Consider the following 16730-nt stretch of genomic DNA (forward strand, 5'->3'; position numbering starts at 1 on the left):
CCAACTTAGTAGCAAGGCGGGTACGGATAGTAGCCGCATTGCGGGGGGCGGTAGTACGGATTGGCTACCGCAGACCCGACGGCGGCTCCAGCCACCACTCCCGCGGCAACCGCACCACCGCGATACCAGGCGCCGTTGTAGACGGGGGCGTGCCAATAGTTGCCTCCATGGGCAACGTTGACGTTGACATCGTTGATATGCGCGTAGTTTCCATGAAATCCAGCCACGTCGCCGCCTCGCAAGCCACCCCCGGCAAAGTCTTCGCCGTGGAATCCACCTCCGCCAAATCCGCCACCGCCGCCAAAACTGCCGCCGAAATGATCGATGAAAACAGCAGCGGGGCCGGTTGCTCCATCCAGATTCCCTTCCAGAACGGCGATGTCGAATGTGGGCGTAGTGCCTTCCAGCTTAGGCGATTTCAGTGTGACCACGATGTCACTCACGTCCGACCCGCCGCCTCCCAGCACCGATACCGTCGCGTTTGGAGGATCGACTGCAAAGTTGTCCTTGCCTTCATCCCACTGCATGATGAACTGTTCGGTGGTCACATGTCCGGCGGCGCGCACCGGTCGATCAGCAAAAACGATTGAATTTCCCGACACACCAGTCAAAACCAATTTTTCACCTTCGATCTTGGCGCCATTCGAGTTGATGACTGCAAGTGACGGTACCGGAGCGGTGGGCGTGACCGCCCCGATCTTCTTGTCCAGTGGCACATGCTGCTTCTTCGTGGCATCCTGGGCGAATGCAGCAGTTGCTGCCAGTGCCAAGCCTCCAACAACGGCTATCAAGCCGGCGATGTGATTAGGTAGCATCTTGGATGTCCTCCGAGCTAAAAGCGGCAAAACCGCGTGTGCTGATGGCCTCACGGAACGTGCATAAGCATTGGAACAACAGTGTCGCACGCGATGCAGGAACGCAGTTATTACTTCTCCGGAAAGATCTCTTTCCAATCCGCCTTCATGTCGACCACCGTCCATTTGTTGATCGCCGCTGCATCAAGCGCCTCATCGAGGCGGCCGAATTCGGTGTCGCGGTCGTAGGCGTATTCGCGTTCAGCATCGGTGTGATGAACGAGCAAGCCGAAACGGACGCTCCCGCCCGTCATTGTCGTCCATTGCAGCATTTGCAAATCGCCATCGGAATTGCCGAAGGCGGCGATCGGGCGGCGACCGATATGCGCGTTGATACCAACCGGCTTGCCGGCTTTGTCATCGATGAAGTTGACTTGCGGCAGGCGAAACAGCGTCGGCTCGCCGTCGCGCATCTCGAACTGTGTTTCGATCGAGGAGCCGACGACCTGCTCGGGCGGAACGCCGTAGACCTGCTCTGCCCACGGTCGCATGAATTCGATACCGCCACCCGACACGATGAAGGTCTTGAAGCCGTTGGCGCGCAGATAGTCGAGCAGTTCGAGCATTGGCTGGTAGACAAGTTCGGTATAGGGTTTCTTGAACTTCGGGTCCCGTGTGGTGGCAAGCCAATCGGAAACGACCTTCTGGAACTCGTCATTGGTCATGTCCGCATGGGTCTCCATGATGAGCTGCACCAGGCCCTTTTCGCCCGCTGCCGCAAGCGCCTTCATGTCGCCCTCCAGAACCGCCTTGAACGGCTGCTTGTCCTTCCATTCCGGATGGGCAGCAGCCTCGTCCTTCACGCGGTCGAGCGCAAAGGCGAGCTGGGTATACATCGGATGCTCGACCCACAACGTGCCGTCATTGTCGAAGACGGCGATCCGCTCAGGCTCCGGGACGAAGTCGGGCGAGTTCTCCGTGGTTACCCTATCGACGAAAGCGACGATGGCCTTCTTCGGTGCGGTGTCATTCCACGAAGGCAGTGGGTCGGTGGTCTGGGCCTGTGAAGGATCACCGGAGCAGGCGACAGCGATCGGAACCAAGATTGCGGCGAGCGTTAGCAACACTCGACGACGGCCGAGCTCGAAATGATGGAACACTCCCATGTCGTGTCTCCTTGTCGGTTATTGGCCGAGCAGTTGCTGCGGTAATGGTAAACGCCATGCGAGTCGTTCCGCTACCTTCCGGTGAAAAAGGCAGAGCGATCCGCAGCGCGTCCGGTTGGCAGGCGGCCCTCCTGGGCCGCCTGCCATGTCGTACGCCCATTGGCGCGTCAGTCGTGCCCAGTCTTCATTTCCCGGACCTGCTGCATGACCTGCTCGAGATTGTAGCTCGCCGGATCCTGCATTGGCGGGAACTCGATGTAGCTCTGGAGGTGCCTCAGCCACAATTGCTGCCCGATGGGTAGCATGTTCCAATCATAGACGTAGGCGGTGGACGGTGACGCGATGGCTCCGCCTGTACCGAAGAGTGTCTTCAACTGTTGTCCGACCGAAGTCTCGAAAGGATCGCGCTTGATGTTGACGACCTGCGTCCAGGCGTAGGGGACCACACCCGTGATAAAGCCGGCCGGGTCGTCCGACACCATCGCGAAGTACATCTTCCAGTTCTTGTATCGCACTGCCGACGGCTCCTTACCGGAGTAGTACAAGAAGTGGTCGCGCGCGGACTTTTCCGACTTGCCTTCCAGGTAATCGCGCTGGTTGACGCCGTCGAGCGTGGTCTTGGCGATTCCGGGATAGTCGCCCTTTTCAATCCGCGCCTTGAGTTCGTTAGCCTTTGGACCACCGGCGATGTCGACCAGCGTAGGCAGCCAGTCGAGAGCGGCGAACATCTCGTTCTTTACCGTTCCGGGCTCGATATGCCCGGGCCAGCGTACGACCAGCGGCGCGCGCATGCCGCCTTCCCAGGTGGACAGCTTGCCGCCCTTGAAGGGAGTGGTGCCGCCGTCGGGGAAGGTGATCGTCTCGGCGCCGTTATCGGTGGTGAAGGCGATGATCGTATTGTCGAGCTCGCCCATCTCCTCGAGCTTCTTCAGCACGTAGCCGATGTTGTCGTCCATCTGCTTCATGCCGGCTTCGTTGACGCCCCAGTCCTTGCCGCCAGGCTCGCCGACCATGTCCAGGTACTTGTCTGGGAGCACGGTCGTAATGTGCATGCGGGCCGGGTTGTACCAGACAAAGAATGGCTTCTTCGTTTTCTCGGGATCGTTGCGGTCGAGGAAGTCGATAACCTTGGCCGAGATTTCCTCGTCCACGGTCTTCGATCGCTCTAACGTCAGCGGGCCCTGGTCCTTGCAGCTTTGGTTCGCCGCCGTCCCGTCGGAAGATGTGCACGCAAGCATTGGACGTGGTGGCGTCAGGCAGGTCGTTGTCTTGGGATCAACGGCTGCCGGATCGTCCGCAAGTCCTGGGATCGGCGTGTTCTTGCAAGGAGGCGCGAGTGTCTGCTCTGTCGGTGTCTTGTTGATATCGGGGAAGCTCACTCCCTGCATGGCGTCGAGGTGGTACAGATACCCCCAGAACTCTTGGAATCCGTGCGCGGTCGGCAGGGATTCGGTGTGATCTCCGAGATGGTTCTTGCCGAACTCGCCGGTGGTGTAGCCTAGATCGAATAGGAACTTGGCGAGTGAAGGCGTGCCGGTCCGCAAGTAGGACGGGCTTCCGGGAATTTCCGGTAGGACCATGCCGACGCGCACCGGTTGCATGCCGGTGAGGAACGCAGTGCGTCCGGCAGTGCAGCTCTGCTCGGCATAGTACGTCATGAACTTCGCACCCTCATTGCCGATGCGGTCGATGTTGGGCGTTTCTCCCACCGCAATGCCTTGATGATAGATGCTCGGCTGCATCCAGCCGATATCGTCGCCCATGATGAACAGGATATTCGGTTTTCTCGTTTCCTGAGTCTGCGCCGGGGCGTTCGCGCCCCAGAGAAAGGCCAGGGTCGTTAACGCACCGAGACTGTAACGAAGAGTTTTGTGCCTCATTGTCAGTTCCTCCGATGAATACACACCTCCCGTTCGGAAGATGATCCGTTGCGGTGGCCTTCACCTGGAGCGCCGGGCGAGCACACAAGGGACACCTGTGAACGCATGGACGATAAATTCCGCGACCGCGTGTAGTCTTGCATTGATGGCTGCGCCGGAAGCTCGCCGGAACATTTCCCGTCAGCCGTTGAAACCGGCGCCCGATCCGGGTTAATCGCAACTTATGCGAAAGCCACTCATCGCACCGCAGCTTAGTCGGGGACGCGCCTCAGGGATATTGTCCTTTGGGGCAACCTGCAGGATTTGGCGCGGCGCGCCCGACCAGGCATCGCATTCGCGGTCAAGGCAGGGCCAGGCCAGTAGGGGTTCGGCAGACTGGCCGGTCCCACAATTTCGTTCTGGAACAAAGGAGGCGACCCCGCTGCTCTGGGGTCGCCGCGGGGACGTCAGTTGCCGGTCGGGATCGGAATATTGACGCCCTCCTTTGCAAGTGAGTCCCGGACCCATTGGAAGCGCTCGTAATCCGAAAGAGTGATGGGACCATTGTAGGTTAGGCTCTGCGGCTTCCGCGGTGGATACTGCACGTATGTGGCCATGATCTTCTTCAATTCTTCGCCCATGACCACGCCCATCCAGGTCCGTTCCGTAAAGTTGTTCATGAAGATGTCGTAGCGTTCCTGCGGGTCCTGCCACAGGTCAAACACTTGAGGTACTGTGGCGACATATTTCTCCGCGCCCTTCCAGCCGAGGTTCGAGTCGACGGCCAGCCCGCCGGTCGAGGCTCCGTCATCGCCACGGATATTGAAGGCAAACTTGTAGTTGTTGACGCGAATCGCTCCGGGGGAGAGCTCGTTCTCGGTAAAGTAGAACCATGATTTGCGCGCAGACTTACCGTTGCCAAGAAGGATCGGCGACATGTCATAGCTGTCGAAGATGATTGGCTTGTCTTCTCGGTCCTTATCGGGCAGCGGCACCCCGCCAATTGCGGCGAATGTCGCCATAAGATCGAGGCCGCCAACTATGTCGTGATTCTTTGCTCGTGGCTTGATTTTGCCAGGCCACACGGCGATCGCGGGAACGCGATTGCCGCCCTCGCGCAAGGTGCCCTTGCTGCCGCGGAACGGCGTATATCCGGCATCCGGATAAACGTCCTGCCAGGCTCCGTTGTCCGTCGTGTAGAAGACCAGGGTGTTCCTATCGAGACCGGTTTCACGGAGCTTGTCCATGATCCTGCCGATGTGCGTGTCGAGTTCCACGACCGAGTCCGCATATTTGCTCTTCGACAGGGACTTATGTTGGAACTCGGGAGCAGGAAGGTTCGGCTGGTGCACCTTCATGAAGTTCACGTTGATGAAGAACGGTTGATCGGGCTTCTTGGCAGCCGTATCAAGGAATTCGAGTGCCGCCTTTTCGACATAACCGTCGAAATAGGGGATGCCGACAACGCCCTCCTTGCCGTCGATCACCGGCGTGTCGACGTACTGGCCGTTGATCTTGAAGTCCTCGGTCACCGGCCCGCCGGCTTTGCCTGACAGCGCTCCTTTGGTCACCTTCTGGAACATGGCCCTAAGTTCGGGATCCATGTCCGGGAACCAGGTCGGATCGGCATAGGTGTAGGCGTTGAGGTGGTAAAGACCGACATATTTCATTTCATCGTAGCCCTGTGCAGTGGGCATCGCATAGTCTGCCTCGCCGAGATGCCACTTGCCGGTAAAGTAGGTGTGGTATCCGCCGCGCTTCAGCACTGACGCCAGCGTCCATTCCGCTGCCGGAAGACCACCCCCCTGGCCCTGGAATGCCACGGTGGTCATACCGCTGCGGTTCGGAATCCGCCCGGTCTGCATGGCCGCGCGGCCAGGTGTGCAACTCGGCTGGGCATAGAAGGAAAAGAACGTCATGCCTTCCTCGGCCAATCGGTCAATGTTAGGAGTTGGCATGCCGCGACCTTCGCCACCGCCGTAAGGGCCGAGATCGCCATAGCCGGTGTCGTCGGAGACGATGAACAGGATGTTGGGCCTTGGTTGCACTTCCTGGGCCTGCAGGGGGAATGCGGTACACCAGAGAACGGTTGAAGCAAACAATGCTCCAACGCCGCAGATGATCCTAGGATTCATTTCGAGTCCTCCGTTGAGATCTCCGGTTGAACGGTGATTCACCGAGGCGCACGTAGACAAACGCCGCCGTGCGCTACTCACTAAGAAATCAATCCAAACAACTGGAGCAATATCGAGATTCGGACGCGTTTCGATCGGAACGACATAACCCGAGCCTCCGTCCGGGTTACGAACGACACTCGTGGCGAGCATCCTACCGAACGAGGCGCCGCAGCGCTATTGTACCTTGGGGCAGCGATTCCAGATTGTGATCTTTCTTGACTCCATTGGGTGAGTTGTAAGGGAAACGCGGCTTTGCTATTTGTCGACGAGCTTCTCGGGGCAAGGCGATGGGCTTGGTGCGCAATTGGACGACGCGATCGCGCCAGCTCGGGTGGCGAGCGGTTTTCTGCTGCATGTTCCTTGTAACGATTGCTGCGGTGCCATCCGCGTCTATGGAGATCGTGGGCCGCATTCCACGTGTTCTCATTCTCTACCCGTATGACGAACGAATAGCCGCGACGACTGCCGCCGGAGAGGCCGTGAGAACGCGACTTCTCGACGCGACCAACGGAAAGATCGATCTCTTCTCCGAGTTTCTCGATCTTTCAAGGTTCCCAGAAACAAAGCACGTTGGCCGCATGGCCGTGTACCTTTCGGCCAAGTATGCGGATCGTCGCCCCGATGTGGTGATTGCGCTCGGCGAAGAATCGGCGCGATTCATCTCTGTGAACTGTAAGGACCTTGCGGAGGATGCAAGGATAGTCGTCGCCGGCTTCAGCAGGTCCACCGCCGAAGAAATTGACCTGCCGAAGGATGTGATCGGAGCTTTCAGCGAGTTTCACATCGTCAAGACTGCGGAGATGGCACGCGGACTCCAGCCGGAGGCGCGGAATCTTTTCATTATCGGAGGATCATCAGAATTCGACCGTTCGTGGCTCGCCACCGCGCGAGCCGATCTTGCGGCTTTTTCCAAGGATTATGAGACAGCCTACTTGACGGACTTGACGATCGACGAGTTTACCAAGCGGGCCGCGGAGTTTCCCATTGACAGCATCGTACTGGCCCTGACGATCTTCAAAGACCGTACCGGGCGCAATTTCATTCCGCGCGAAGCCATCAAGCAGATATCGAAGTCTGCCAGCGCGCCGATCTACGGTCCGTATCCAACCTACATCGACTACGGCGTCGTCGGAGGCAATGTGGTCACATTCGAGTCCCTGGGCATGACAGCCGCCAACCTCGCGCTCGATGCAATCGCCGGCAAGCCGATTTCCCATCGCGAGTCGCCTCAAACATATGTCGCCGACGCGCGACAGCTCCAGCGCTGGGGGTTGTCGGACAAGAACCTTCCTCCTGACACTGTTCTCTTGTTCAAGGAGCCGACCTTCTGGGAACAGTACTGGTTCGTCACTGTCGCGGCGCTTGCCGTCATCACGCTACAGGGCACGGTCATTGCTGGACTTCTCATCGAACGCCGCCGGCGGCGAGCGGCGGAGATCGAATCGCGCCGTCGGCTCCTTGAAGTTGTTCATCTCAATCAGTCCGCAACAGCTGGCGCGCTCTCGGCGTCGATCGCGCATGAACTCAACCAGCCTCTGGGTGCCATCCGCAGCAATGCCGAGGCGGCGTCGGTCATTCTCCGGTCCGCGCGGCCCGATCTGGATCTGATCGAGCAGATACTCGTAGACATTCAAGACGACGATCAGCGCGCCCATGACGTGATTTCCCGGCTGAGAGGCCTGCTCAAGAAACGGGGCGAGATTGACTGGCAGGAGTTCGACCTCAACGATGTGGCGTCTAGTGCGATCAGGATCCTTCGCGGTGAGGCCGAGCGCAGGGGCGTTGAAGTCAGTTCCAACCGGGCTTCGAGAAAGCTGCCGGTCCGAGCCGACCGGGTTCATGTGCAGCAGGTCATTCTCAACCTCGCGATCAACGGGATGGACGCAATGCTGGACGTGGGGGGGACGGAAAGGAGACTGACACTCGAAACAACGCTAACGAAGGATTCCGAGGTAGAGCTGTCGGTTTCCGATACGGGCCGCGGCGTCCCGGACGAACAACTCGCCAGTATTTTCCAGCCGTTCTATACTACAAAGCCGACTGGAACGGGGCTTGGCCTTTCCATCGCGCGCGCGATAGTCGAAACCTATGGCGGCAAGATCTGGGCCGCCAACCGACCCGAGGGCGGAGCGGTATTTCGTGTTGTGCTGCCTCTCGCACGAACTGGATGAAGCAATTGGAACCCGTCGTTCACATCGTCGATGACGACCAGTCCTTCCGCACAGCAGTCGGACGGCTGCTTTCGGCGTCCGGGTACCGCGTTTCCCTCTATGAGTCAGGCGATCAGTTTCTAACGCAGTCGCCGGACGCCGAGCCTGGCTGCGTCCTCCTTGACCTCGGTCTGCCTGGCCTCAGCGGCCTGGAATTGCAGGCCAGACTCGCCGAGAAAGCGCCGCTGCTGGCGATCGTGTTTCTGACGGGGCAAGGCGACGTCAGGACAAGCGTTCAGGCCATGAAGGCGGGCGCTGAGGATTTCCTGGAAAAACCAACCCCCCGAGACGCACTGCTGGAGGCCGTCGAGCGGGCCTTGCGCCGTTGCGAGACGCGGCGTCTCGAGCAGGGCCGCCTCCATGCCCTTCGCAGACGTCTGGCGAATCTGACGCCACGTGAGTTCGAGGTGTTTGGCCTCATCGTCCGCGGCAAGCTCAACAAGCAGATCGCCCATGCCCTCGGCACGTCCGAACGTACGGTCAAGGCACACCGTCACAACGTCATGGAAAAGCTTGGGGCGGGGTCGTTGGCAGAGACGGTGTCGATCGCCGAGAGACTAGGGCTTGTCGATGCCACGGCGGATCCGCTGCGACGGTAGCTAACTGACCGGCTCTTCACCAAAGGACAATAGCCAGCCCTCGACGTCGGTCATATCGTCATGATCGGGGCTGGTCATGCTTTTCGCATGGGCTCCAGAAAGGCGTCAATTGGAAAGCCCATCCCGCACAGTCGCTGTCGTCGAAGACGATCCAAGCATGCGCAGGAGCGTCGAACGATTGTTGAACGCAAATGGTTTTGCGACCGAAGGACATTCGTCCGCGGAGGCCTTTCTCAGCCGTGCCAATGCAAGCCGGATTGGCTGTGTGGTGCTCGATATCCACCTGGGTGGTATGTCCGGTGTCGAACTCTGGCACCGCCTCAAGGGTTCCGGAGTCGATCTCTCGGTCATCTTCATCACCGCCGTGGAGGATGAAGCCCTGGAACTGGAGGCTGTCAAGGCGGGCTGCGTGGCGTATCTGCACAAGCCGTTCCCAGCCGAATTGTTGATCAGCGCCGTCAACAGAGCATTGACGGTTTCGTCAGGCGATTGAAGAGGTTGGGCCTGCTTCTCCAAGGGGCAATAGGCAGGGCGCATGACATGAGGGCAACGGAGAGTGCAACGCGGCAGGCAATAGGAGCGGCGATCAGACGCTAACGTTGCGGCGTTTCGGAACGATAGCCAACACGTGGAGACGCAGCATGAAATGGCTCAGATTTTGGCTGCGAATGCGCGAAGCATTGGCGATTGGGTCGTGTCTCATTGCTCCTTCGTTGCCTATCGAAACCGCATCTGCGCAGCACTCGCCGCCAAACATCCTCTTGGTCCTCGCCGACAACATCGGCGTCGACGGCGGCGGGGAGCTGCACGGGTCGCCGACGCCGCGCATCGACCGGCTCGCCGCAGAGGGCCTGCGGCTGACGCAGTTCCTGGTCGAGCCATCCTGGAAGCAATTCCGGGCCTATTTCGCCGACGTGGCGCCCGGCCGCATCGGCCTTGGCGGCGCAACGCTCCTGGGCGGAGAGGGAAGCAGTGCCGCACCGATGAACGGCCACCAAAAGGTGTTCAACATGGAGTCGGATCCGTCCGAAGAGCACAATATCGACGAGATGCACAACTGGGTCCTCGGCACGGTGTTGAAAAACGGTGGAGGAATACAAGGCGAGCCTCGCGCGGTCACCCAATCCGCCCGCCGCGAACATGACGAGGTTCTGAACGTCAATACGTTTTGAAGGCGGGCGCTTTTTTGGTTTGAACGCGATCAAATGCCACCGACGGCGTCACGCCGATCTAGGTCGAGGGCCGACTAAGGACCATAGGTCGCTTCAGCCGCTCACCGCTGCCAGTGGATCGGATTGGAGAAGAGGCCGCCACCTGAGAAATGATAGCAGCGCGCTAGGGACGATAAGGATGCCGACGGACGCCAGATGGAAAGATGCGCGTGATGAAGGGAGACGCAAGGACCACCGGCCCGAAAAATTGCTCTTCCGCCTGGAGGCCCAGCGCATCTGCCTCGAATGGGCCTTCAGAGAGATAGCCGGCCGTCCGGGCATTGTGTTCGAGATGGGTCTGGGTCACGGTCGCACCTACGACCACTTGCGCATCCATCTCCCGGAGCGCGAGATCTATGTGCTGGATCGCTACCCCATCCACCGGGCGCGCGCCAGGACACGTATTTTCTCTACGCCGATAGGCCCCGCTGATCCGCTGGCCGCAACGGATCAAGCCGCGATCCTCCTACGCGATGTTCTCGATCATGGACTTCTTCCCGACGCAAAGCTTGCGGGCGGCAAGGTGCCGGACGACCGGCCGTTCGACGGGATCGACCAGAGCGACCGGCTGCTCGGCGACAATGACAGCGGACATCGCGAGCATTTGCTGACCTTCGTCGGATCCGACCTGATCGCCGTCCGCTGGAAGCAAGCCTATTTCGCCGACGTGGCGTCCGGCTGCGGCGGCCCTGGCGGCGCAACGCTCCTGGGCGGAGAGGGAAGCAGCGCCGCACCGATGAACAGCTATCCGAAGGTGTTCAACATCGATTCGGACCCGCATGAAGAGCGCAATTTCGCTAAGATGTACAACTGGGTCCTCGGGCCGGGGTTGAAGACGGTGGAGGCCCTGGATGATGCGTTGAAATCTGCAAGCCGGCGGCATAGCCACAATAATGGAACTCACGGCGCGATTTCTAATAATCTATGACCTTGTTCGGCAAATTGTCATCACTTTCGACCGAAAAATAAAGTGAATAGGTGGCTCAAGCGCTAGCTTGGTCATCGGCCTGTGCCCGATGAATTTCGTCAGGTTGACCCGACGATTGGAAAAGACGGCGCCTCCACAGGGGCACGACGGTTATGCGCGCTGCGGGCAACTGGTGCCCCGCAGCGCCGGCGATCCTACTTCAACCGGACCAGCAATTCCTGAGCTACGGCCGGGGCCGATGCGGGATTCTGTCCGGTAATCAGCTCGCGGTCGGTCACGACATGGGCCGAGAACGCAGCGTCAGCCTGACTATATCGCCCGCCCGCCTGCGTGAGCGCATCCTGCGGATAGAATTTCATCTCACCGCCACCCAGTAGGCCTTTGGCCATTTCTTCTTCCTGGTTGCTGAAGACGGTGAAACGATAGCCGGCATAAGCCCACTCTGTGTGCGGCTTTGCTTTTCCACTCGTCGCAAACTCACTGACAAACGCTTGAGCGTCGGGCAGCGTCGACAGCAGAGCGATAGGACCATGGCAGGCCAAGGCGGTCGGCTTGCCGTTTTCATGGAAGTCCGTCAGCAGCTTGCCGAGTTCGGAACTCGCCAGAAGATCCTGCATGGGTGCGTGACCGCCAGGCACATAGACCGCGTCGAAATGGTCGTAACCGATCTGCTCGACCCGCGCGAGGCTGATGACCGGCGACTTCTCACTCGACATCAGGTTCAGTTCCGACAGCTGTGCCTCACTGGCTTTCATCGCCGCTTCGTCACCGCCGAAATACATCTTGTCGATGGAAGTCACGTCAACGAAAGGCGCAGTCCCCTTCGGCGTGGCAAAAGTGACTTTATGGCCGGCGTCGAGCAGCGCCTTCACGGGCTGCATCAGTTCGTTGAGGTAAAATCCGGTTTTGAACACCTTGCCGTCTTTCAAATCAAGACGGTCGGAATCGGACAGGACGATCAATACGTTTGCAGCATGGGCGGTTAAGGTGCTGGCACTTAGTGCAAGCGCGATACCGAGGGTGCGAAGAAGGTTCACGGGTTTAGCTCCGAATGTGAGAAAATCTGGTGGGGAATGAAAAGGTGGATGCCTCTCAGCCAGCGACCTTGGTCAGCCGATGCAGAGCAAAGTCGGCGAGATATTCGCCGACGCCGCTCGCCTGGAAGCGCTGCATGGCGGCGCCCTGCATATGGGCACGCCATTGCTCTTCGCTTGCCCAGGTTTCGACGAAGATGCGAACGCGTCCATCATCGAGCGACTGATGCAGTTCGTAGCGAAGGCAGCCGTCTTCGGCCAAGGTCTCGGCAACGAGCTTTTCCTGGGCGGTCCCAAGGGCCGCCTCCTTGCCGGGCTTTGCCGTGGTGATGGCGATGATGGTCAGAGCTGTGTTCGACATTGCAAAACCTTTCTCAGGAGATGGTGTTGACGAGGCCGCCTTCAGCACGAAGGGCTGCGCCGTTGGTCGCCGATGAACGGGGGCTGGCGAGATAGGCGACGAGGTTTGCCACCTCCTCCGCTTCCACCATGCGCTGGAGGATTGATGCCGAGCGGGCAGTGGCGAAGAATTCCACCTCGATTTGCTTGATCGGTGCCGATGGATCGCTTGCCTGGCTGCGCAGGAAGGCCTCTATCCCTTCCGAGCGGGTCGGCCCAGGGAGAACGGAATTGACGGTAACGTTGGTGCCACGGGTCATCTGCGCCAACCCGCGCGACACCGAGAGCTGCGCCGTTTTGGTCATTCCGTAGTGGATCATATCGCCGGGGATGGCGAGGCCCGCCTCACTTGAGATGAAGACGATGCGTCCCCAGTTGCGATCCAGCATGCCGGGAAGAAAGGCGCGTGACAGCCGGACGCCACTCATGACGTTGACGTCGAACAGATAGCTCCAGTCGGCATCGGGGATATCGCCGAAGGCCTTGCTCTCGTAGATGCCGAGATTGTTGACGAGAATATCGATTAATGGTTCCGCTTCGGCAATGATCGCGGCACCCTCGGTGCTGGCCGCGTCAGCAAGAATGCCTGTGATCTCGGCTCCGCCGGATGTTTTAATAGCAGCGAGCGCGTTGTCGAGTTTGGCACGGTCGCGTCCCGTGATGACGACGCGTGCGCCCTCAGTGGCGAGCGTGCGGGCGATTTCGAGACCGATGCCGGCGGTGGCGCCGGTCACGAGGGCGGTCTTCCCATTGAGTTGCAGATCCATATCCGTGTCTCCAGATTGTTGCTGGAGGAAACGTATGATTTAAGCTCAGTTCGCACTATTGCCTGCAGAAGACATGCACTTGTGAATGAGGATCATCAATGCCGCGTATTCTGATGGAACGCTCCGGCGAAATGGAAGTGTTTGCCCGTGTCGTACAGGACGGGGGCTTCTCCGCGGCCGCGCGCAATCTGGACATCACGCCATCAGCAGTCAGCAAGTTGATCGCACGTCTGGAAGCAAGGCTCGGCACGCGCCTGCTGGTGCGAACGACCCGCGCACTCACGCTGACAGAAGAAGGCGAGGCCTATCATCATGCCGCCCTCCGGATTCTGCAGGAGTTGAACGAGGCGGAGCAGGAAGCAGCAGGTGGTGCGGTCCGCGGACGTCTGCGGATTAACACCACAATACCGTTCGGCACGATGTTCGTCGCTCCGGCCATTCCGGAATTCATCGCCCGCAATCCTGACCTGATCGTCGATCTCTCCTTCACGGACGGGCTTGTCGATCTGGTGGCGGAAAAAACCGATGTCGCCATCCGCATGGGCAATCTGCCGGACAGCGGGCTGATCGCCCGCAAGCTGGGACAAAGCCGGCGCGTCGTCTGTGCTTCATCCGACTATCTGGCGCGCCGGGGGTCGCCGGAAACGCCCGAGGACCTCGCGCAGCACGACTGCCTGACCTTCAATTTCCGGCGCGCAAGGCCGTCCTGGCCGTTTCGTGACCGTGACCGGGACATCGCGCAACCGGTCAAAGGCAGCATCGTCGTCAACAACGGCGAGACAATGAAGCAAATGGTGTTGGCCGGCGCCGGCGTTGCCCGCGTCGGCCTGTTTCATGTGGCCGACGACATCACGGCGGGGCGTTTGATCCCACTGCTCGAAGACTTCAATCCAGGCGATCTTGAACTGGTGCATGCCGTCTACGTTGGTGGCGGCCCCCTGCCCCACCGCGTCCGTGCCTTCATCGAACATATGGTCGTGACACTGGGTGATTCACCGCTGCTGAAAGGGACGTCCTGACCCGGAGGAACCGAGGCGAATGCCACACGCTTCGCCTTTCCGGTTCCATCAATCGCGATAGTCTGGCGCCTGGCGCTCAAGCAGCCGCCGGATGCTTTGCAGATGCATCCTGGCACTTTCCGGATCCCCTTCCCGCATCTGCCGGGCCGTCTCGGCAGCGACATCCGGTAAAACCGGCAGAAGTTTGCGACCCGAGCCCATCGCCTTTAGCTGAACTTCGGCAGCGCGCTCAAGATAATAGAGATCGTCCCAAGCCTCGGCTATGCTGGGTGCACACACCATGACGCCATGATTTTTCATGAACAAGATATCTCTGTCACCAAGAACCGAGGCGATTCGGTCGCCCTCTCTTTCATCCAGCGCGAGACCGTTATAGTTCTCGTCCACCGCGACACGACCGTAGAACTTAAGCGCCGTCTGCCCTGCCCAGACCAGTGGTTCGCCTTCGACCATGCTGAGCGCCGTGGCGTTCGGCATATGGGTATGAAAGGCAGCGCCTACCCGCGGTGACATCTTGTGCAGCCGCGCGTGGATGTAGAAGGCGGTCGCCTCCGGAACACCGTCACCGACAACGACATTACCCTCGAAATCACAGATCAGCAGCGATGAAGCGGTTGCCTCCTGAAACGCCCAGCCGAGGCGATTGACGATGAAGAGATCGGGGTGCCTGGGCACAACGGCCGAGAAATGATTGCAGATTCCCTCTTCAAGACCCAGGTGAGCAGCCATGCGAAGGCAAGCAGCAAGGTCGACCCTGGCTTGCCAGATTTCCTCGCTATCCAGCGGGAGATTGTGACGTAGAGTGTGGCTCGCCTTCGAAATATTCAGCTCATGCGCCATTTGTGTCTCCTCGGGGTTACATCCAGCCTGCTGCGGCAAGGATGGCAGGTACCTTGTCGAGCGTGGGGGCAATTGCATTCGGGTGGTAGTCAGAAAGTGGTTTGCGGCCCGTGCCACGTTCAATCCAAACAGTGCGAAATCCAAGCTCACGCGCTGCAGCAAGATCAAGATGCGGGCTGGCGCAGATGTGCACCAGATCGTCCATACCAATGCCAAGGCTTTGCCAAGCGTAACGGAAGGTCTGGACGGAGGGCTTGTAGGCACCAGCTTGTTCAGCCGTGATAACCCGGTCGATTGAACTGCCCAACTGGCCGACATTTCCGGCGATAATGGCGTCATCGGTGTTCGAGATGATTGCAAGGCGGAATCCGGCAGCCTTTAACTCCTTCAGCGTCGCCACGACTTCCGGAAACGGCGGCATCTTGCCGATGGAGGAAGTCAGGATTTCGGCATCAGCGGCATCAAATGGGAGACCGAATTCGACCATCGCCCTTTCCAGAGCAAGGGCGCTGACGTCGGCAAAAGTTCGGTGAGGACGCTCCGCTTCCAGTGCATGTTCATGTCGGTCATAAACTGCGATGAAGGTTCGCTGATCGATATCGCCACCTTTTGCGGACAGTATCCCGTCCATCGCCGCTAGCAGCCCTTCGTCCCACTGGATCAGGGTTCCGTAGCAATCAAAGGTCAACCATGTTGGTCTGGCTCCGGGCAATGTCATATCTTGTCTCCTGTGTTCAGCCCGACATTGACAAACTCATCAATCATTGGAAAATTAAATATCGCCATGCAGGAAATCGATAAATCAAATGACCTTCGGCTTCGATCTGGACCTTCTGAAAACATTTGTTGCCGTGGTCGATTGCGGCGGCTTCACTAAGGCCGCCGAGCGGGTGAACCTCACGCAATCGACCGTGAGCCAGCAGATCAAGAAGCTTGAGCTCAACATCGGTTCTGTCCTGCTGCGTCGGGACAAATCGTCCGGAACCGTCGAGACGACCGAGGCCGGGGAATTACTGCTGAGCTATGCCCGCAGGATACTTGCGACCGCAGCGGAAGCCGCCGAAGTCATGCGGAAACCTTTGGCACCCCGAACCGTGCGCCTTGGGGTGCCGGAGGATTTTGCAGGGCGACGCCTGATCGACCTCTTGTCGGGATTTTCTGCGGCATCGCCCCATATCAGGCTCGACACTGTCAGCGGCTGGAGCACAGAGCTTCGACGTCAGTTGGACGCGGCCGAAATTGACCTCGCGCTGATCAAGCGTGAGCCCGGTAATGGGCAATGTCTTGCCAGTTGGAAGGAGAAGCTGGTTTGGGTGCAATGCGCCACGCGTTCCGTGGAGGCCGACCCCGTGCCACTTGCGGTGTTTCCCGTCGGATGCATCTACCGGGATCGGGCCATCCGCGCTATCGAGCAAAGCGGTCGCCGTTGGAGGATCGCCTATACGAGCCAAGGTTTGATGGGTGTGCAGGCAGCGGTCGCTTCGGGCCTCGGGATCAGTCTGTTGCCATCCGATGCTGTGCTTTCCGAACACCGGCAGCTCGGTCCTGCCGATGGCTTCGACGATCAGCCGGCGTCTGAGATAGCACTGGTAAAAGGTCGGGCAAGTCTGTCCAACGAGGCAAAGTCGCTCGGAGGTTTTCTGGCGGATAACCTGGGTAGTCGATCTCAGAATTGAGCTCCCAAATTTTGGCATCGACAAAGTTCACGCAGCGCCGGATCACAGACA

16 protein-coding genes are annotated in these 16730 nt (G+C 59.3%); 7 read left to right on the forward strand and 9 right to left on the reverse strand.

From position 1 onward, the window contains the following. Positions 1-5: 5 nt before the first annotated feature. The 4 genes from LPJGGPFB_RS24415 to LPJGGPFB_RS24430 all read right to left on the reverse strand — a co-directional run bounded on the left by LPJGGPFB_RS24415 (position 6) and on the right by LPJGGPFB_RS24430 (position 5954). Positions 6-815 carry a hypothetical protein gene (locus LPJGGPFB_RS24415; RefSeq protein ID WP_173422540.1) on the reverse strand — a complete coding sequence of 270 codons (810 nt, stop codon included), beginning with the start codon at positions 813-815 and terminating at the stop codon, positions 6-8. Between the two features lie 110 nt (positions 816-925). Then, positions 926-1960, reverse strand: a complete 1035-nt coding sequence (locus LPJGGPFB_RS24420; protein ID WP_173422541.1) for an HAD family hydrolase — start codon at positions 1958-1960, stop codon at positions 926-928. 167 nt (positions 1961-2127) lie between these two features. After that, on the reverse strand, positions 2128-3840 hold the full coding sequence (locus LPJGGPFB_RS24425; RefSeq protein WP_173422542.1) for an arylsulfatase: 1713 nt from the start codon (positions 3838-3840) through the stop codon (positions 2128-2130). A gap of 446 nt (positions 3841-4286) precedes the next feature. Then, positions 4287-5954, reverse strand: a complete 1668-nt coding sequence (locus tag LPJGGPFB_RS24430; protein WP_173422900.1) for an arylsulfatase — start codon at positions 5952-5954, stop codon at positions 4287-4289. 395 nt (positions 5955-6349) lie between these two features. Between LPJGGPFB_RS24430 and LPJGGPFB_RS24435 the strand changes: the two genes are divergently transcribed. The 5 genes from LPJGGPFB_RS24435 (at position 6350) to LPJGGPFB_RS32910 (ending at position 10944) form a co-directional block, all read left to right on the forward strand. Beyond that, on the forward strand, positions 6350-8167 hold the full coding sequence (locus LPJGGPFB_RS24435; protein ID WP_234903031.1) for a sensor histidine kinase: 1818 nt from the start codon (positions 6350-6352) through the stop codon (positions 8165-8167). Next, positions 8164-8805, forward strand: coding sequence for a response regulator transcription factor (locus tag LPJGGPFB_RS24440; protein ID WP_173422544.1), 642 nt, complete (start codon positions 8164-8166; stop codon positions 8803-8805). The genes LPJGGPFB_RS24435 and LPJGGPFB_RS24440 overlap by 4 nt, the downstream gene beginning before the upstream one ends. A gap of 76 nt (positions 8806-8881) precedes the next feature. After that, positions 8882-9298 (forward strand): response regulator, encoded by a 417-nt coding sequence (locus tag LPJGGPFB_RS24445; RefSeq protein WP_173422545.1) that lies wholly within the window; start codon positions 8882-8884, stop codon positions 9296-9298. Positions 9299-9473: 175 nt separating this feature from the next. Beyond that, a complete protein-coding gene (locus LPJGGPFB_RS24450) occupies positions 9474-9977 on the forward strand; it encodes a hypothetical protein (RefSeq protein WP_173422305.1) in 504 nt (167 codons plus the stop codon). A 178-nt stretch (positions 9978-10155) separates the two neighbouring features. After that, complete coding sequence (locus tag LPJGGPFB_RS32910; RefSeq protein ID WP_210264593.1) at positions 10156-10944, forward strand: class I SAM-dependent methyltransferase; 789 nt, start codon at positions 10156-10158, stop codon at positions 10942-10944. A 194-nt stretch (positions 10945-11138) separates the two neighbouring features. Here LPJGGPFB_RS32910 and LPJGGPFB_RS24460 read toward each other — a convergent pair whose 3' ends face one another. Genes LPJGGPFB_RS24460 through LPJGGPFB_RS24470 form a run of 3 tightly spaced genes read right to left on the reverse strand, consistent with a single transcriptional unit; the run spans position 11139 to position 13144 of the window. Next, positions 11139-11981, reverse strand: coding sequence for a DJ-1/PfpI family protein (locus tag LPJGGPFB_RS24460; protein WP_173422546.1), 843 nt, complete (start codon positions 11979-11981; stop codon positions 11139-11141). Positions 11982-12036: 55 nt separating this feature from the next. Beyond that, complete coding sequence (locus tag LPJGGPFB_RS24465) at positions 12037-12339, reverse strand: putative quinol monooxygenase (protein ID WP_173422547.1); 303 nt, start codon at positions 12337-12339, stop codon at positions 12037-12039. Positions 12340-12352: 13 nt separating this feature from the next. After that, positions 12353-13144: an SDR family NAD(P)-dependent oxidoreductase gene (locus LPJGGPFB_RS24470; protein WP_173422548.1), complete on the reverse strand. Its 792-nt coding sequence runs from the start codon at positions 13142-13144 to the stop codon at positions 12353-12355. A 98-nt stretch (positions 13145-13242) separates the two neighbouring features. Between LPJGGPFB_RS24470 and LPJGGPFB_RS24475 the strand changes: the two genes are divergently transcribed. Continuing rightward, complete coding sequence (locus tag LPJGGPFB_RS24475; RefSeq protein WP_173422549.1) at positions 13243-14163, forward strand: LysR family transcriptional regulator; 921 nt, start codon at positions 13243-13245, stop codon at positions 14161-14163. 48 nt (positions 14164-14211) lie between these two features. On the opposite strand, the gene LPJGGPFB_RS24480 is transcribed toward LPJGGPFB_RS24475, so the two are convergent. Both LPJGGPFB_RS24480 and LPJGGPFB_RS24485 read right to left on the reverse strand, forming a co-directional pair. After that, positions 14212-15003 carry an aldolase gene (locus LPJGGPFB_RS24480; protein ID WP_173422901.1) on the reverse strand — a complete coding sequence of 264 codons (792 nt, stop codon included), beginning with the start codon at positions 15001-15003 and terminating at the stop codon, positions 14212-14214. Between the two features lie 16 nt (positions 15004-15019). Continuing rightward, on the reverse strand, positions 15020-15721 hold the full coding sequence (locus LPJGGPFB_RS24485) for a haloacid dehalogenase type II (protein ID WP_173422550.1): 702 nt from the start codon (positions 15719-15721) through the stop codon (positions 15020-15022). An 88-nt stretch (positions 15722-15809) separates the two neighbouring features. Here LPJGGPFB_RS24485 and LPJGGPFB_RS24490 point away from each other — a divergent pair, with 88 nt between their 5' ends. Continuing rightward, positions 15810-16679 (forward strand): LysR substrate-binding domain-containing protein, encoded by an 870-nt coding sequence (locus tag LPJGGPFB_RS24490; RefSeq protein WP_173422551.1) that lies wholly within the window; start codon positions 15810-15812, stop codon positions 16677-16679. The last annotated feature ends 51 nt before the right edge of the window (positions 16680-16730 follow it).

The organism is Ensifer adhaerens, assembly GCF_013283195.1.
GTDB classification, from domain to species: Bacteria; Pseudomonadota; Alphaproteobacteria; order Rhizobiales; family Rhizobiaceae; genus Ensifer; species Ensifer adhaerens_G.

Coding starts and splice junctions, on each gene's coding strand:
- LPJGGPFB_RS24415 (WP_173422540.1), bottom strand. CDS start 815: ATGCTACCTAATCACATCGCCGGCTTGATAGCCGTTGTTGGAGGCTTG.
- LPJGGPFB_RS24420 (WP_173422541.1), bottom strand. CDS start 1,960: ATGGGAGTGTTCCATCATTTCGAGCTCGGCCGTCGTCGAGTGTTGCTA.
- LPJGGPFB_RS24425 (WP_173422542.1), bottom strand. CDS start 3,840: ATGAGGCACAAAACTCTTCGTTACAGTCTCGGTGCGTTAACGACCCTG.
- LPJGGPFB_RS24430 (WP_173422900.1), bottom strand. CDS start 5,954: ATGAATCCTAGGATCATCTGCGGCGTTGGAGCATTGTTTGCTTCAACC.
- LPJGGPFB_RS24435 (WP_234903031.1), top strand. CDS start 6,350: ATGTTCCTTGTAACGATTGCTGCGGTGCCATCCGCGTCTATGGAGATC.
- LPJGGPFB_RS24440 (WP_173422544.1), top strand. CDS start 8,164: ATGAAGCAATTGGAACCCGTCGTTCACATCGTCGATGACGACCAGTCC.
- LPJGGPFB_RS24445 (WP_173422545.1), top strand. CDS start 8,882: ATGCTTTTCGCATGGGCTCCAGAAAGGCGTCAATTGGAAAGCCCATCC.
- LPJGGPFB_RS24450 (WP_173422305.1), top strand. CDS start 9,474: ATGCGCGAAGCATTGGCGATTGGGTCGTGTCTCATTGCTCCTTCGTTG.
- LPJGGPFB_RS32910 (WP_210264593.1), top strand. CDS start 10,156: ATGCCGACGGACGCCAGATGGAAAGATGCGCGTGATGAAGGGAGACGC.
- LPJGGPFB_RS24465 (WP_173422547.1), bottom strand. CDS start 12,339: ATGTCGAACACAGCTCTGACCATCATCGCCATCACCACGGCAAAGCCC.
- LPJGGPFB_RS24470 (WP_173422548.1), bottom strand. CDS start 13,144: ATGGATCTGCAACTCAATGGGAAGACCGCCCTCGTGACCGGCGCCACC.
- LPJGGPFB_RS24475 (WP_173422549.1), top strand. CDS start 13,243: ATGCCGCGTATTCTGATGGAACGCTCCGGCGAAATGGAAGTGTTTGCC.
- LPJGGPFB_RS24480 (WP_173422901.1), bottom strand. CDS start 15,003: ATGGCGCATGAGCTGAATATTTCGAAGGCGAGCCACACTCTACGTCAC.
- LPJGGPFB_RS24485 (WP_173422550.1), bottom strand. CDS start 15,721: ATGACATTGCCCGGAGCCAGACCAACATGGTTGACCTTTGATTGCTAC.
- LPJGGPFB_RS24490 (WP_173422551.1), top strand. CDS start 15,810: ATGACCTTCGGCTTCGATCTGGACCTTCTGAAAACATTTGTTGCCGTG.